General features: G+C 70.8%; 12 protein-coding genes. 5 read left to right on the plus strand and 7 right to left on the minus strand.

Features of this window, described 5'->3' with window-relative positions:
- Positions 1 to 60 precede the first annotated feature (60 nt).
- Positions 61 to 795: a YqjF family protein gene (locus ACZ5K7_RS26865; RefSeq protein WP_468916975.1), complete on the minus strand. Its 735-nt coding sequence runs from the start codon at positions 793 to 795 to the stop codon at positions 61 to 63.
- 158 nt (positions 796 to 953) lie between these two features.
- Here ACZ5K7_RS26865 and ACZ5K7_RS26870 point away from each other — a divergent pair, with 158 nt between their 5' ends.
- Positions 954 to 1742 carry a GntR family transcriptional regulator gene (locus ACZ5K7_RS26870; RefSeq protein ID WP_468916977.1) on the plus strand — a complete coding sequence of 263 codons (789 nt, stop codon included), beginning with the start codon at positions 954 to 956 and terminating at the stop codon, positions 1740 to 1742.
- Positions 1743 to 1818: 76 nt separating this feature from the next.
- On the opposite strand, the gene ACZ5K7_RS26875 is transcribed toward ACZ5K7_RS26870, so the two are convergent.
- Genes ACZ5K7_RS26875 through ACZ5K7_RS26895 form a run of 5 tightly spaced genes read right to left on the minus strand, consistent with a single transcriptional unit; the run spans position 1819 to position 7628 of the window.
- Entirely contained in the window at positions 1819 to 3342 is a 1524-nt protein-coding gene (locus ACZ5K7_RS26875; protein WP_468916980.1) for a sugar ABC transporter ATP-binding protein, read from the minus strand.
- On the minus strand, positions 3339 to 4364 hold the full coding sequence (locus ACZ5K7_RS26880; RefSeq protein ID WP_468916983.1) for an ABC transporter permease: 1026 nt from the start codon (positions 4362 to 4364) through the stop codon (positions 3339 to 3341). Before ACZ5K7_RS26880 ends, ACZ5K7_RS26875 begins: the two co-directional genes overlap by 4 nt.
- Entirely contained in the window at positions 4361 to 5425 is a 1065-nt protein-coding gene (locus ACZ5K7_RS26885) for an ABC transporter permease (protein ID WP_351696690.1), read from the minus strand. The genes ACZ5K7_RS26880 and ACZ5K7_RS26885 overlap by 4 nt, the downstream gene beginning before the upstream one ends.
- Positions 5422 to 6510, minus strand: coding sequence for a mandelate racemase/muconate lactonizing enzyme family protein (locus tag ACZ5K7_RS26890; protein WP_351696687.1), 1089 nt, complete (start codon positions 6508 to 6510; stop codon positions 5422 to 5424). Before ACZ5K7_RS26890 ends, ACZ5K7_RS26885 begins: the two co-directional genes overlap by 4 nt.
- Positions 6511 to 6536: 26 nt before the next feature.
- Complete coding sequence (locus ACZ5K7_RS26895; RefSeq protein ID WP_468916987.1) at positions 6537 to 7628, minus strand: sugar ABC transporter substrate-binding protein; 1092 nt, start codon at positions 7626 to 7628, stop codon at positions 6537 to 6539.
- A gap of 329 nt (positions 7629 to 7957) precedes the next feature.
- Between ACZ5K7_RS26895 and ACZ5K7_RS26900 the strand changes: the two genes are divergently transcribed.
- From ACZ5K7_RS26900 to ACZ5K7_RS26915, 4 genes are all read left to right on the plus strand, one after another.
- The gene (locus ACZ5K7_RS26900) at positions 7958 to 9769 is read left to right on the plus strand and encodes an FAD-binding dehydrogenase (protein ID WP_468916990.1); all 1812 of its coding nucleotides are present in this window, start codon (positions 7958 to 7960) and stop codon (positions 9767 to 9769) included.
- A 309-nt stretch (positions 9770 to 10078) separates the two neighbouring features.
- A complete protein-coding gene (locus tag ACZ5K7_RS26905) occupies positions 10079 to 11182 on the plus strand; it encodes a GNAT family N-acetyltransferase (RefSeq protein ID WP_351696679.1) in 1104 nt (367 codons plus the stop codon).
- Between the two features lie 186 nt (positions 11183 to 11368).
- Complete coding sequence (locus ACZ5K7_RS26910; RefSeq protein ID WP_468916993.1) at positions 11369 to 12196, plus strand: PP2C family protein-serine/threonine phosphatase; 828 nt, start codon at positions 11369 to 11371, stop codon at positions 12194 to 12196.
- Positions 12197 to 12388: 192 nt separating this feature from the next.
- Positions 12389 to 13393, plus strand: a complete 1005-nt coding sequence (locus tag ACZ5K7_RS26915; protein ID WP_468917333.1) for an MASE1 domain-containing protein — start codon at positions 12389 to 12391, stop codon at positions 13391 to 13393.
- A gap of 43 nt (positions 13394 to 13436) precedes the next feature.
- Here ACZ5K7_RS26915 and ACZ5K7_RS26920 read toward each other — a convergent pair whose 3' ends face one another.
- Positions 13437 to 13928, minus strand: a complete 492-nt coding sequence (locus ACZ5K7_RS26920) for a peptidylprolyl isomerase (RefSeq protein WP_351696674.1) — start codon at positions 13926 to 13928, stop codon at positions 13437 to 13439.
- Positions 13929 to 14036 lie beyond the last annotated feature (108 nt).

Here is a 14036-nt window from a genome sequence, read left to right on the forward strand (position 1 = left end):
GATCACGTCAATAGATTGGACTGGACCAAAGTGCACTTTGGACTAGACCATACGAATTCTTTACCTGGACTGCCGGAGCAGCGTCGGCCGCCCGAACCGCACCTTCACACCCGGGGACCAGACCACGCTGACCGGCGGCCCGGCAGGTGCGGGCAGGCCCGCCGCCTCCACCAGGCCGTCGTCCAGCTCCAGGAGTTCGGCCCGGTGCAGCGGCCACGGCGGGTGCTCGGCCGGCTGGTGCAGGGTCCGCCCGTGCCAGGTGGTGTGCAGCCCCCAGCGCGCGGTCAGGAAGTGCTCCAGCGGTGACGGCTCCGCGATCGGCGGCCCGGTCCGTATGACCGCCCGGCTGGTGGCGGCCGAGCCCCGCCGCCGGCAGGTGTAGGTGATCACTTCGCCCTCACGGCGCAGCCGCATCGAGGACCAGAGGTACGGCAGGCGGAACCCGAGCCGGCCCGCCAGTGCGGGGAGCAGCCGGGCCGCGTCCAGGGATCTGAACACCACCCCGCGCCGGCCCTGCTCGTCCACCGAGTACACCCGTACGTTCGTCTCGCAGAAGGTCCCCAGATACGGCAGCCCCGGTCCCGGGCCCGGACCCACGCCCCGCATCATGAACGGGACGAGGCCGACGTAGGTGACTCCGTCCAGGGTGTCCGGCCGGGTGCCGGCGGGCAGCAGCCCGGCCACCCGGTCCGGCTCCACCGGCCAGTGCAGGAAGGTGAGTTCGTGCCAGCCCTGCACCTGGGTCGGCCGCCGTACGGGCCGTGGGGTGGAGGCGGTGATCGGTTCGGGATCCATGGGCAGGGTCTTAGCACGCCAGTACGAGACGGATGGTGAGAAGGGCGCGTCCAACGGATGCCGTCGCCGTCCCGCGTGATCAGGACTTCCGGGCCTCTCACCGCGCCCACCTGGGTAAACTGTCGGCGACACACAGGCCTTGAGAAGGAGGAGCCGGGATGCCGTCGCACAGCTCTTCCGCGGCCGGGGCCCCGGCCGAGGGCGAGGAGCACGACGAGCCGCCTCCCGTCCGGCAGGCGCTGTCGGACAGCGTGTACGAGAGCGTCAAGGCGATGGTCATGGACCACGAGATCGCCCCCGGCGCCCGCGTCGGCATCGACGCGCTCTCCCGCACCCTCAAGGTCTCGCCCACCCCGGTCCGGGAGGCCCTGGCCCGGCTGGAGTCCGACGGCCTGGTCGTCAAGCGCGCCCTGTCCGGATACCGGGCCACGGAGCTCCTCACCCGCCAGGGCCTCGCGGAACTCTTCGAGATGCGGCTGTTGTTGGAGCCCAGAGCCGCCGCCCTGGCCGCCGTCAACGCCACCGAGGACGAACTCGACGCCCTCGAACGGATCGTCGAGGAGATGCAGGCCCAGCCCAGCCCGAACGGCCGGTACGCCTCCTACCGCGACTTCGCCGCGCTCGACCAGCGCTTCCACGAGGCGATCGGACAGGCCGCGCACCGCCCGCTCCTCGTGGACGCGGTGCAACGCCTCCACGCCCACCTGCACATCTTCCGGCTCAGCAACGTGGTCGGCGCCGGTGGCCCGACCGTCGCCGAGCACGAGCGGATCGTCCGGGCCGTCCTGCGCCGCAACCCCGAGCGGGCGGCCGAGGCGATGACCGACCACCTCACCCGCAGCATGGAACGCCAGCTCGTCGAGGGCGAGGGCGAGGGCGAGATCCAGGGTGACGGCGAGGGCCAGGGCCAAGGCCAGGGCGACGGCGAGCCGCCGGCTACCCCATGACCCCGGCCGCGCCGCGCTTCACGCCCGGCCCCGGGCCGCGCCGTGCTTCACGCCCGGCCCCGGGCCGCCCCGCGCCTCATGAGCGCACCGTGTCGTGGGCGTGGATCAGGCGGATGATCCTGCCGCTCATCCGGTCGTAGTCACGGTCGTTGTCGACCTCGCCGCGGACGCGGTGGTCCGTCATGACCACGATCCGGTCGGCGAGGGTGACCATCTCCGCGAGGTCGCTGCTGATCAGCAGGATGGGCAGGCCGTCGTGGGCGAGGTCCCAGATCAGTTCGTGGAAGGCCCGCTTGGTGCGGACGTCCACCCCCACCGTCGGCTCGTCCACGACGAGCAGCCGGGTGTCGGCGGCCAGCCACTTGGCGAGGCTGACCTTCTGCTGGTTGCCGCCGGAGAGTTCACCGGCGTTCTGCGCGAGCCCGGTGATCCGGATACCGAGCCGGCCGACGAGGTCCTGGGCGACCGCGCGCTCCTCGCGTGCCGAGACGAACCCGAGCGCCTTCGCGAGCCGTTGCCACACCGTCACGGTGATGTTCCGGACGATCGGCTGCTCCAGGAAGACGCCTTCCTCCTTGCGGTTCTCGGTCACGTACCCGATGCCGAACTCGTGCAGTGCCTGGCGCGGCGAGGCGATCCGGGCCGGCCTGCCATGCACCCGCACCTCGCCGCCGGTGATGCGGTCCAGGCCGAGCACCGCCTTGACCAGCTCGCTCCGCCCGGCGCCGACCAGCCCGTACAGACCGACGATCTCCCCGGGCCGTACCGCAAGGCTGATGTCCCGGTGCCCGCCGGCCGTGGCGACCGCCTCCAGCTCCAGCACCGGCGCGGCGGACCGGTCGACCGTACGCGGGCGCATCTCCGCTGCCGCGTGCGCGCGGCCCACCATCAGGCTCACGATGTCGTCATGGGTGTGGTCGGCCAGCGGCGAGGACTCCAGCACCGACCTCCCGTCCCGCAGCACGGTGACGGTGTCGCAGACGGCGAACACCTCCTCCAGCTTGTGACTGACGAACACCACACAGGCACCGCGTTCGGCCAGCCGCCGGATCACCTCGAACAGGCGCTCCGTCTCCTCGGGGGACAGGGAGGCGGTGGGCTCGTCCAGGAGCAGCACCCGGCTCTCGGTGTACAGGGCCTTGGCGATCTCCACCAACTGCTGCTGGGCGACCGACAGTTCGCGCACCGGCCGGTCCGGATCGAGGTCGACGCCCAGCTCGGTGAGGCAGGTGACGGCCGGTTCGGTCATGGCCGCGTAGTCGACCAGTCCGCGGCGCGCGGGCGGCTTCTGCAGGGTGATGTTCTCGGCCACCGAGAAGCCCGGTATCAGATTGCGCTCCTGGTGGACGACGCCGATGCCGGTCCGGGTCGCCTCGAGGGGAGAGCGCAACTGCACCGGTTCGCCGCACCAGGCGAGGGTGCCGCCGTCGGGGGCGTGCACCCCGGTCAGGACCTTGATGAGGGTGGACTTGCCGGCGCCGTTCTCCCCGAGGAGCGCGTGCACACTGCCGGCGGTGAGCCGCAGTCCCACGCCGTCCAGCGCGCGGACCCCGGGGAAGACCTTGACCAGGTCGCGGCATTCGAGGAGGACCGTGCTCATCGGGCGCCTCCCGGCTGCGGTGACGGCGTGGTGGCGGCCTTCGCCAGCCGTGTCTGGTTCAGGTGCCCGCCGGCGACCGTGCCGAGGACGACCAGGCCGATCAGGAGGTTCACCCAGCTCGGGTCCAGCGAGAACTGGGCGCGTGCCGCGTCGATGAGCCGGGTCACGAAGGCCGCCAGCACGGTCCCGAACACGGCGATGGAGCCGCCGGTCAGCGCGACACCGCCGATGATCGGCGCCGCGAAACTCGGCAGCAGCCAGTCACCGCCGACGCTGCGGTTGACGCCCGGCAGCGAGGCGGTCGCCGTCACGGCCGCCACCCCGACCAGCAGCCCGGACAGCGTGTGCGCGGCCACGATCTGCCGGTCCGTGGAGATGCCGGACAGCCGGGCGGCCAGCGGATTGCCGCCAGCGGCCAGCAGCCGCCGTCCCGCGACCGTGCGGTACATGAACCCGCCCAGCAGGACCGCCGCGACGATCGCCGTGACGAAGACGAGCGGGATGTCCAGCGGCGCCGCCGTGCCGAGGTCGCGGAGGGCGGGGGAGTAGCCGTCGACGGTACGGGTGCCGACGAGCCGGTACTGCGCGCCCAGGAGGATCGTCATCGTGGCGAGGGTGACGATGAAGCCGTTGATCTGCGTGGCCACGATGACGAGGCCGGTCACCAGGCCGACGGCCGTCGCCGTCAGCAGGCCCACGAGCACGGCGACCACGGCCGGCACCCCGTGATCGGCCATCAGAACGCCCGTCAGGCAGGCGGTGAATCCGCCCAGGGCGCCCACCGCGAGATTGAGCTGGCCCACGCAGAGCGCCACCATCTGGGCGAGGCCGATGAGGATGGGCGTGGCCAGGTACTGCAGGAAGACCCGCACCGAGGGACCCTCGAAGAAGGAGCCCGACGACGCCACCTCCAGCGCCACCGCTCCTGCCACCACCACGAGCAGCAGCATGGCCGTCGTCGTACGGGAGAACCGGGCCAGGACCGCCGCGGCCCGGCTTTGCTGATCGCGGATCGTGCTCATGTGGAGCGCACCACCTTGCGATAGGAGACCACAGTGCGGATCCGGTCGGCCGACAGGGCAAGGAGAAGGATGCAGCCAAGATAGATATTGAGGCTTTCCAGGCCGACACCGAGCAGATCGAGCCCCTTGCGGATCACGCCGACCAGCGCGGTGCCGAGCAGCGTGCCCAGGACGGACACCACCCCGCCGGTGAGCAGGGTGCCGCCGAGCACCGCGCCCAGGAAGGACGGCAGCATGAAGTCGTCGCCGATGGAGGCGCGGAACGTGCCCGTCCCGGCGGCGGCCATGAAGCCGGCGAGCGCCGCCAGCAGCCCGGAGAGGGTGTGGGCGAGCAGGACCCGGCGCCCGGTGGGGATCCCGGACAGCTCGGCGGCGGCCGGGTTCGCCCCGGTGAGCAGCAGCTCCCTGCCGATACGCGTACAGCCGTACAGGAAGCCGAGACCCAGCATGGCGAGCACGGTGAACTGGGCCAGCTGCGGGATCGCCGGTGAGCCGCAGACCGGTCCGACGCAGATGTCGGCGAGGGAGTAGGACCGCAGCGCGTCGACGCCGGCCGGCCGGGTGGTGAAGGCGGCGTCCTCGGTGAGGGCCGAGTACATGAGGGAGACCAGGCCCAGCAGGGCGAAGTCCATCGCCAGCGTGACGACGAAGGAGCTCACGCCGGTCCGGGCGATCAGCCAGCCGGTGACCGCGCCGATCGCCGCGCCCGCGGCCAGGCACAGCAACAGGCCCGCCTGCATGGGCAGATGGAGCTTGTCGTAACCGAGGCCCGCGAACATGGCGCCGAAGGCAGCCATCCGCCCCACCGCGAGATTCATGTGCCCCACGGACAGCGCGACCATCTGGGCGAGCGCCACCACGGTCAGCGTGGCGACGTCCCGCAGCAGCGGGAAGAGCACCAGGCGCTGGTCGAGGAAGGCGGGTCGCAGCACGCCGAACAGCACGCTCAGCGCGATGACCAGCACCAGCAGACCGAGTCGCTGGTTGACCCAGAACGGCATCCGGTGACCGGCTGTCTTCTCCTCCGGGACGGTGTCCGGAGGGCTGACGGAGGTCGTCATGCCACCCTCCGGTCGTCGAGGGCGTCCCGGTCCCAGTCGATGCCGATGCCCGGCACGTCGGGGGCCACCGCCAGGCCGTCGCGGATGGTCAGCTCGGTCCGGGTCACGGCCCGCAGCTGCGGGATGTACTCGACGAAGCTGCCGTTGGGCACCGCGGCGGCGAGGCTGACGTGCAGTTCCATCAGGAAGTGCGGGCAGACCGGCACGTTGTGGCTCTCCGCCAGGTGCGCCACCTTCAGCCACGGCGTGATGCCGCCGATCCGGGCCGCGTCGACCTGCACGACGGACGCGGCCCCGGTCTCCAGGTAGCTGCGGAACTGCATGAGCGAGTACATGGACTCGCCGACGGCCACCGGGATCCTGGTGGCCCGCGCGAGCCGGGCATGGCCGCTGATGTCGTCCGCCGGGAGCGGCTCCTCCAGCCAGTAGGGGGCGTACGGCTCCAGCGCGGCCGCGAGCCGGAGCACCGAAGATGCCGTCTGGGACTGGTTGGCGTCGGTCATGATGTGCAGTGCGGGGCCCACGGCCTCGCGCACGGCGCGCAGCCGCTCCGCGTCCTCGGCGGGATGCGGCTTGCCCACCTTGATCTTGACGCCCGCCCAGCCCGCCTCCTGGGCCCGCAGGGCGCTCTTCACCAGTTCCTCGGTGCTCAGATGGAGCCAGCCGCCCTCGGTGTCGTAGACCGGGACCTCCCGGCGGTGTCCGCCGGCCAGCCGCCACAGCGGCTCGCCCGCCCGCTTGCAGCGCACGTCCCACAGGGCGGTGTCCACGGCGGCGAGCGCGAGGGAGGTGATGGCTCCGGTGGTGGTGGCCCGGGTCAGTGCGAACAGCCGCTGCCACAGGGCCTCGACGTTGCGGGCGTCCTGCCCGACCAGGGCGGGGAGCAGATGGTCGCGCAGCAGGGCCAGTACGGAGCTGCCGCCGGTGCCGATCGTGTAGGCGTAACCGGTGCCCGCGAGGCCGTCCGCCGTCTCCAGGTCGACCAGGACCGTCTCCTGTTTGACGAAGGACTGCACCGCGTCGGTACGGTCCGTCTCGACGGCGATGTCGGCCAGCCTGGCGCTCGCGCTCGTGATGAGGGTCATCGATGTCCGTTCTCTGTCGGGGGCGGTCAGCCGCACGCGAGGATCTTGTCGGCGAACTCCTGCTTGAGCTGCGCGGTCTTCGCCTGCCGGGCCCTGTCGTAGTCGGCCGCGTTGGCCTTGTCGACGACGAACGAGCCGGAGTCCACCTCCACCCCGGGGTCGCGTACGGTGCACTGCTTCGTCTGGAGCAGGGCCAGGGCCCAGACGCCGATCTCGGCCTGGCCGACCGGGTTCTGTACGACGGTGGCCGTGACCGTGCCCTGTCTGATGCCGCTGAGGATCTTGGCGTCGTCGTCGATGGCGATGACCTTCGCCTTCGACCCGGACGACTTGACGGCGTCGGCGGCGGCGACCGCCGGGTTGTAGGCGGTGGCGACGATGCCGGTGATCTGCGCGCCCTTCGCCGCCATCAGGTCGGACACCGCCTTCTGCGCGGTCCCCAGGTCGGTGTCGATGTCGGTGACGGTCTGCAGAAGCCGCACCTTGCCGCCGGACTCCTTGACCGCGCGGGCGACGCCCTTGATCCGCAACTGGGTGTTGGCGTCCACGTTGTTGCCGGTCAGATGGACCAGGGTGCCCTTGCCGCCCATGGCCTCGATGGCCGCCTTCGTGGCCTTGTAGGCGGCCAGTTCGACGTTCGTGGAGAGGCAGAAGTCGGCCTTGTCCGTGCCGCCCGCCGGACAGGAACCGAGGGAGGCCACCGGGAAGCCCTGGGACGTGAGGTCCGCGAAGGTCGTGTTGATGTCGGTGGGGGAGACCCCGAACACCCCGAAGGCGTTGTAGCCGCGCGCCGCGAGCGTGGACAGCAGGTTGTTCTGCTTCTGCTGGTCCCACTCGGCCGTCTCGTCGAAGGTGACGGCACCGAGGCCGTACGTCTTCTTCGCGGCGGCGCCCGCCGCCTTCCAGGGCTGGAAGTAGGGATGGGCGCCCCCGGGCACGAGGGCGACCTCGGTCCGGGAGCCGTCCGTCAACTCGGCACCGCCGCCGGACCGTTGGGCCGCCGTGGCCTGACCGGCGGCGGGGCCGGGGGCGTTGCGGTAGGTGCAGGCCGCTGTCCCCGCGACGAGCATGGCCGCCGCGAGAAGCCCGGGCAGGACGGATCTGGTCGGGAAGTACATCGCCCACCCCTGCAAAATCAGATAGGAAATCGATGCGGAGATCGTGAGTCAGTGAGACGCATGCGTCAAGGCTTGCGACAAGAACGGTTCTGATCAGTGGAGATGAAGCCAGATCTCAGCCTGAAACCATCCCGCAGATGAGAAATCCTATAGGAAATCGCTTACCCGTTTGATACGTGCAGCCGCCTTGGGATATCTGACAATCCCCGTGTGCAGAACTCTGGCCGCCGCCCGACACCTTGGGCTACCGTCGGTAACACCCTGCCGCCCCGGCAGTCCCGGACATGTCTCCCGCACCGCCCGCATCCGTACGGAAGGCACCCCCACCCATGGAGAATCCCAGAGCAGGCGCCGGCGCGACCAACGGCGCCGAGCAGTCGTCCCGTTTCACCCGCCGTCAGGTGCTGACGGTGGCCGGCGGCACGCTTGCCGGAATGGCCCTCAGTCAGGCGGGGGCGTTCGCCGCCGAGTCCCAGGACGCGGACGCGATCGTCATCGGCCACGGCCTCGCCGGGCTGGTCGCCACCGCCGAACTCGCCGCTGCCGGCCGCAAGGTGCTGCTGCTCGACCAGGAACCGGAGGCGAGCCTGGGCGGCCAGGCGTTCTGGTCCTTCGGCGGGCTCTTCTTCGTCGACTCCGACGAACAGCGGCTGATGGGCGTCAAGGACTCCCATGACCTCGCCTGGCAGGACTGGCTCGGCACGGCCGGCTTCGACCGGGACGTCGACGACCCGAAGGGCCAGGACCACTGGGCCTACAAGTGGGCCCAGTCGTATGTGGACTTCGCCTCCGGCGAGAAGCGCTCCTGGCTCTCCGGCCTCGGCGTGCAGTGGTTCCCGATCGTGGGCTGGGCCGAGCGCGGCGGCGGCCTCGCCGACGGCCACGGCAACTCGGTACCCCGCTTCCATGTCACCTGGGGCACCGGACCGGCTGTCGTCGAGCCGTTCGAGAAGAAGGTGCGCGCGGCGGTCGCCGCCGGCAAGGTGACCTTCAAGTTCCGCCACCGGGTGGACGGGTTGGTGACCACCGCGGGTGCCGTGACCGGCGTGCGGGGCGCGATCCTGGAGCCCAGCAGCGCGGCCCGGGGCACCCCGAGCAGCCGTACCGTCGTCGGCGACTTCGAACTGCGGGCCCCGGTCGTGGTGGTCACCTCGGGCGGCATCGGCGCCAACCATGACCTGGTACGGCAGAACTGGCCGGCCCGGCTCGGCACCCCGCCCAAGTTCATGGTGACCGGGGTCCCCGCGCACGTCGACGGCCGGATGCTCGGCATCACGGCCCAGGCGGGCGGCCGGATCGTCAACCCCGACCGGATGTGGCACTACACCGAGGGCCTGCGCAACTACGCCCCGATCTGGCCGAACCACGGCATCCGCATCCTGCCCGGCCCGTCCTCGATGTGGTTCGACGCGAAGGGCCGGCGCTTCAACTCCCCCGACGTACCCGGTTACGACACCCTGCACACGCTGGGGTCGATCACCGCCTCCGGCTACGACTACTCCTGGTTCGTCACCACTCAGAAGATCATCGCCAAGGAGTTCGCGCTCTCCGGCTCGGAGCAGAACCCCGACCTGACCAACAAGAACGTCTGGCAACTGCTGTCCCGGATCTGGCAGACCCCGGAGCCCATCGAGAAGTTCAAGAACAACGGCGTCGACTTCGTGGTCGCCGACAACCTCACCGCCCTCGTCACCGGCATGAACAAGCTGACCGGCGACAACCTCATCGACCTCGCCGACCTCAAACGGCAGATCGAGGCCCGCGACCGCGAGATCGACAACCCGTACAGCAAGGACGTCCAGGTCCAGGGCATCCGCAACGCCCTGAGCTACATCGGCGACTCCCTCAGCCGTACGGCGCCGATCCACCGGATCCTGGACTCCAGTGCCGGCCCGTTGATCGCCGTCCGGCTCAACATCCTCACCCGCAAGACCCTGGGCGGCCTCCAGACCGACCTGTCCGGACGCGTCCTGAACAGCGACGGCTCCCCGGTCGCCGGTCTTTACGCCGCCGGTGAGGTCGCCGGCTTCGGCGGCGGCGGGGTGCACGGATACCGCTCGCTGGAGGGCACCTTCCTCGGCGGTTGCCTCTTCTCGGGCCGCGAGGCGGGCCGGGCGGCGGCCGCGGCGACCGCGACCTGACGGAAAGGAGCGGGAAAGTCCGAGTCACCCCACCCCCATACCGCCGTGACAGTGGCACCCTTGACAGCGTGCGTACTGTTTCGCGACGTTTGAGCGACACCTCCGGACCGGCGACCCGGTCGCCGGCCGCGGACGGAAGGTGTACGGCGGGGAACAGGAGCTGTTCGTAGCAACGGCAGAACGCGGAATCCGCGTTATGGGGGGGAGCGGTCGCCATGCGATCCAGAGGTCAGTGCAGAGGCCCGTCCGGGAGTCGGTCCCGGAGTCATACGCGACACACCTCGGCAACCGAAGGGCGGTTGATCTGAGGTGGACATCACGATCCACAGACCCGGCGAGCTGACCCAGTCGCTCCGCCGGGCCTGGCATCACGCGATGGACGAGTCACCGGAGTACGCGAATCCCTTTCTGGCCCCGGAGTTCACGATCGGTGTCGGCAGACACCGCGGGGGCGTACGGGTGGCGGTCCTGCGCGACGCCGGCGAACCCGTCGGCTTCTTCCCGTACGAACGCAACGCCTTCGGCGTGGGCCGGGCCGTCGGCCTCGGCCTCTCAGACTGCCAGGCACTGGTGCACCGGCCCGGAGTCACCTGGGACGCCCAGGAGTTGCTGAGCGCGTGCGGGATGTCCATCTTCGAGTTCGACCATCTGGTCGCCGAGCAGAGACCGTTCGCCGGTCATGTCACCGGGACCTTCGCCTCGCCGGTGATCGACGTCAAACCCGGCGACGGCGGTTACCCCGAGTGGTTGCGCGCCACCTACCCCGGCCTGGCGAAGACCACGCTGAAGAAGGAACGGCGCCTCGGCCGCGACATCGGCGACCTGCGCTTCGAGTTCGACGAGCGCGACCCGGCGGCCCTGCGCACCCTGATGCGCTGGAAGTCCGCCCAGTACCGGCGGACCGGACGCATGGACCGCTTCGCCCGCCCCTGGATCGTCGACCTCGTGGACCATCTCTTCCATGTCCGCGAGGAACACTTCACCGGCGTGCTGTCCGTGCTGTACGCGGGCGACCGCCCGGTGGCCGCGCACTTCGGGCCGCGCTCGGGCGCCGTCCTGGCCGCCTGGTTCACCGCCTACGACCCCGAACTGCACTACTACTCGCCCGGGTTGATGATGCATCTGCGCACCGCCGAGGGCGCGGCACGCAGCGGTGTGACCCTTGTGGACCTCGGGCGCGGTGACAAGGAGTACAAGGACTGGCTCAAGACCCGCGAACTGCGGGTGGGCGAGGGATTCGTCACCCGCACCCATCCGGTGGCCGCGGCGCACCGCCTGTGGCGCCGCCCGGTCCGCGGCCTGCGCAACACCGTCCTCGCCCATCCCCGTCTGCGTGACCCGGCGGACCGGCTGCTCAAGACGGTCGGCACCCTGCGCGCCTCGCGCCGCCCCGACGGGCTCCGCAAGGGGTGACCCACCGTCCTGGCCACGGGAGGCCCCGCCCGCCGGGCCGTCCCGTGGTCAGGACGACGACGTCCGGCCGCGTCCGGCCGGCGCCGGTGCGGCCGACCTCTTGCCCGCCATTCGCACTATGATCCTGTAAAGGTAAAAATCTAGGGGTTTGCCCTGGAAAGGCTGCCGCCTCGGCCGGAGTGATCCATGCCCCGCAAGCGCTCAATGGACGACGACGAGCTGCTGATCAGACTCAGGTCGCTCACCGCCCAGGCACGCGAGCGGGCCGAGTACCAGCGCTCCCAGGTCGAGCTGGCCATCGCACTCCAGCGCGGCATGCTGCCCCGCGACCTGCCCGACACCCCCCGCTTCCACCTGGCCGTCCGGTACGCGCCCGCCACCTATGGGCTCAACGTGGGCGGCGACTGGTACGACGCCTTCACGCTGCCCGACGGCCGTATCGGCCTGTCCATCGGCGACGTCCAGGGCCACAACATCGAGGCGGCCGCCTTCATGGGCCAGGTCAGGGCGGGGCTGCGGGCGCTCGCCTCGGTGACCAGCGAGCCGGGCGAACTGCTGGCCCGGACCAACGACCTGCTGGTCTCCCTGGGCAACGACCTCTTCGCCACCTGCACGTTCATGCGGCTCGACCCGGAGACCGGGGTGCTGGAGAGCGCCCGGGCCGGTCACATCCCCTTCGTCTGGGCCACCGCCGACGGAAAGTCCGGGGTCGGCGAGGACGAGGGCGGGCCGCCGCTGGGCATCGACTCGGGCATCGAGTACCCGGTGTCCCGGTTCCGGCTCACCACCGGAGGCATGTTCGTGCTGCTCACGGACGGGGTGGTGGAAGGGCCGTCGATGAGCCTCGAGGAGGGGCTCGACCAGGTGGTACGACTCGCCGGTATCGCCGCCGTCGCCGGCCTGGAGGCACACTCCCTGGCCGCCGCCGTGATCAAGGGCGCGGAACAGGTGGGCCACGAGGACGACGCGGCGGTCCTGGTCGTGGGCCACGACGGCCTGGACCGCACGCCGTAGGTACCCGCGGCCTCACGCGCCGGGGACACGGCCGTCGGCCGGGTACGTCAGCTGTGGGGGCGTGGGCGGTGGACCGGCAGTGCTTCTTCCCGTCGGACGTGGGGGGGCGTCGGCGACCGACCTGCCCGGCACGTCATCCGCAGGTGGCTCCCCGCCTCGCCGACCTGGGCGGATCGGTGTCTGATGGCTGCTGTGGTGGGTATCCAGGAACAGCGCCGGCCGGCCGTCCTCGCCCTCCGGACGCTGGCCGTCGCCACCTGCTACTACGCGGCAGGGCGGCTGGGCCTGCTGTGCCGGCTCACCGTCGAGGGCGCCGTCTTCACCCCCATCTATCCGCCGACCGGAGTCGCGCTGGCCTGTCTGCTGGTCTTCGGCCTGGGCTGCTGGCCGGGCGTCACGCTCGGCGCCTTCTTCCTCGTGCTGTCGCTCGGCACGCCCGGACCCGACGTCCTGGGCATCCTCCTCGGCAACACGGCCGGGCCGGTGTGCGCCTACGTGATGCTGCGCCGGGTCGGCTTCCGCACCGACCTGGGGCGGCTCCGGGACGGCCTCGCCCTGGTGTTCCTCGGGGCGCTCGCCGCCATGTTGATCAGCTCTACCGTCGACGTGGTCACGCTGATCCTGGCCGGCAAGCTCGCCGCGACCCACTTCTGGCCCAGCTGGCTGGCGTGGTGGGTCGGTGACGCGATGGGAGTCCTGATCGTCACCCCGGTCCTGCTGGTGCTGTTCGAAGCCCGTGGGCTTCCGTCCCGGGCCCGCTGGAAGGAGGTGCTGGCTCTCGCGGTCGCCGCGGCCGTCCTGGTTCCGGTGGCCACGCGCAGCTCCATGAGCGCGCTCTTCCTCGTCTACCCGCTGCTGATCTGGGGCGCCTTGCGGTTCCGGCTGGCGGGAAGCATGCTGTGCGCCCTGTTCACGTCGGTGATGGCCACGGTCGCCGCGACGGAGGGTGTCGGAGCGTTCGCCCGGCTGTCGCCCGTCGAGGTGATGCTGAAGCTCCAGCTGTTCAACGGTGGGCTGGCTCTGACCGCGCTGCTGCTGTCCGCCGTGATCACCGAGCAGCACAACACCCGGCTGTCCGTCGAGGAGGCCTGCCAGGAACTGGCCGAGGCCCTGGAACACCTCAGCGCGCACGATCACCCGGCCGGCCGCGCCCCGCCGGAGGGCGAGGAACTCCGGCGCGCACGGGACGAACGGTGACCGGGCGGCCGCCCGGTCACCGTTCACGTGTCGGGGGCCGTTGTCAGACGGTGCCGCTGGCCGTGATCTCGATCTTGGCCTTCGGCGCCCCGCTGGAGGTGCCGTAGCCCTCGATCTTGTCGACGATGTCCGAGCCCTCGACGACCTCGCCGAAGACCACGTGCTTGCCGTCCAGCCACGGCGTCAGCACGGTGGTGACGAAGAACTGCGAGCCGTTGGTGTGCGGGCCCGCGTTGGCCATGCTCAGCAGGTACTTGCGGTCGTGCTTGAGCTGGAAGTTCTCGTCCTGGAACTTCTCGCCGTAGATGCTCTTGCCGCCGGTGCCGTCACCGCGCGTGAAGTCACCGCCCTGGAGCATGAACTGGGGGATGACCCGGTGGAACCCGGAACCGGCGTAGCCGAAGCCGTTCTGCCCGGTGGCGAGCTCACGGAAGTTGCGGGCCGTCTTCGGGACCACGTCGTCGAACAGGTTGAACACGATCCGGCCGGCCGGCTCGTTGTTGATCGAGATGTCGAAATAAACGTTGTCGCTCATGCAGGTCAACCTATCGCGAACCGTCCCCCGGTCCCTCCCATGGGTGCGGACGGACCGGGGTGTCGGGCCGCCGAAGCCGCTCGGACGCCGCCCGGCGGCCGCGGAAGC

Source organism: Streptomyces sp. NPDC031497 (assembly GCF_055580905.1).

What these genes read in the sequence shown, in the direction of transcription:
- ACZ5K7_RS26865 (WP_468916975.1), bottom strand. Translation starts at nt 795, where the DNA reads ATGGATCCCGAACCGATCACCGCCTCCACCCCACGGCCCGTACGGCGG.
- ACZ5K7_RS26870 (WP_468916977.1), top strand. Translation starts at nt 954, where the DNA reads ATGCCGTCGCACAGCTCTTCCGCGGCCGGGGCCCCGGCCGAGGGCGAG.
- ACZ5K7_RS26875 (WP_468916980.1), bottom strand. Translation starts at nt 3,342, where the DNA reads ATGAGCACGGTCCTCCTCGAATGCCGCGACCTGGTCAAGGTCTTCCCC.
- ACZ5K7_RS26880 (WP_468916983.1), bottom strand. Translation starts at nt 4,364, where the DNA reads ATGAGCACGATCCGCGATCAGCAAAGCCGGGCCGCGGCGGTCCTGGCC.
- ACZ5K7_RS26885 (WP_351696690.1), bottom strand. Translation starts at nt 5,425, where the DNA reads ATGACGACCTCCGTCAGCCCTCCGGACACCGTCCCGGAGGAGAAGACA.
- ACZ5K7_RS26890 (WP_351696687.1), bottom strand. Translation starts at nt 6,510, where the DNA reads ATGACCCTCATCACGAGCGCGAGCGCCAGGCTGGCCGACATCGCCGTC.
- ACZ5K7_RS26895 (WP_468916987.1), bottom strand. Translation starts at nt 7,628, where the DNA reads ATGTACTTCCCGACCAGATCCGTCCTGCCCGGGCTTCTCGCGGCGGCC.
- ACZ5K7_RS26900 (WP_468916990.1), top strand. Translation starts at nt 7,958, where the DNA reads ATGGAGAATCCCAGAGCAGGCGCCGGCGCGACCAACGGCGCCGAGCAG.
- ACZ5K7_RS26910 (WP_468916993.1), top strand. Translation starts at nt 11,369, where the DNA reads ATGCCCCGCAAGCGCTCAATGGACGACGACGAGCTGCTGATCAGACTC.
- ACZ5K7_RS26920 (WP_351696674.1), bottom strand. Translation starts at nt 13,928, where the DNA reads ATGAGCGACAACGTTTATTTCGACATCTCGATCAACAACGAGCCGGCC.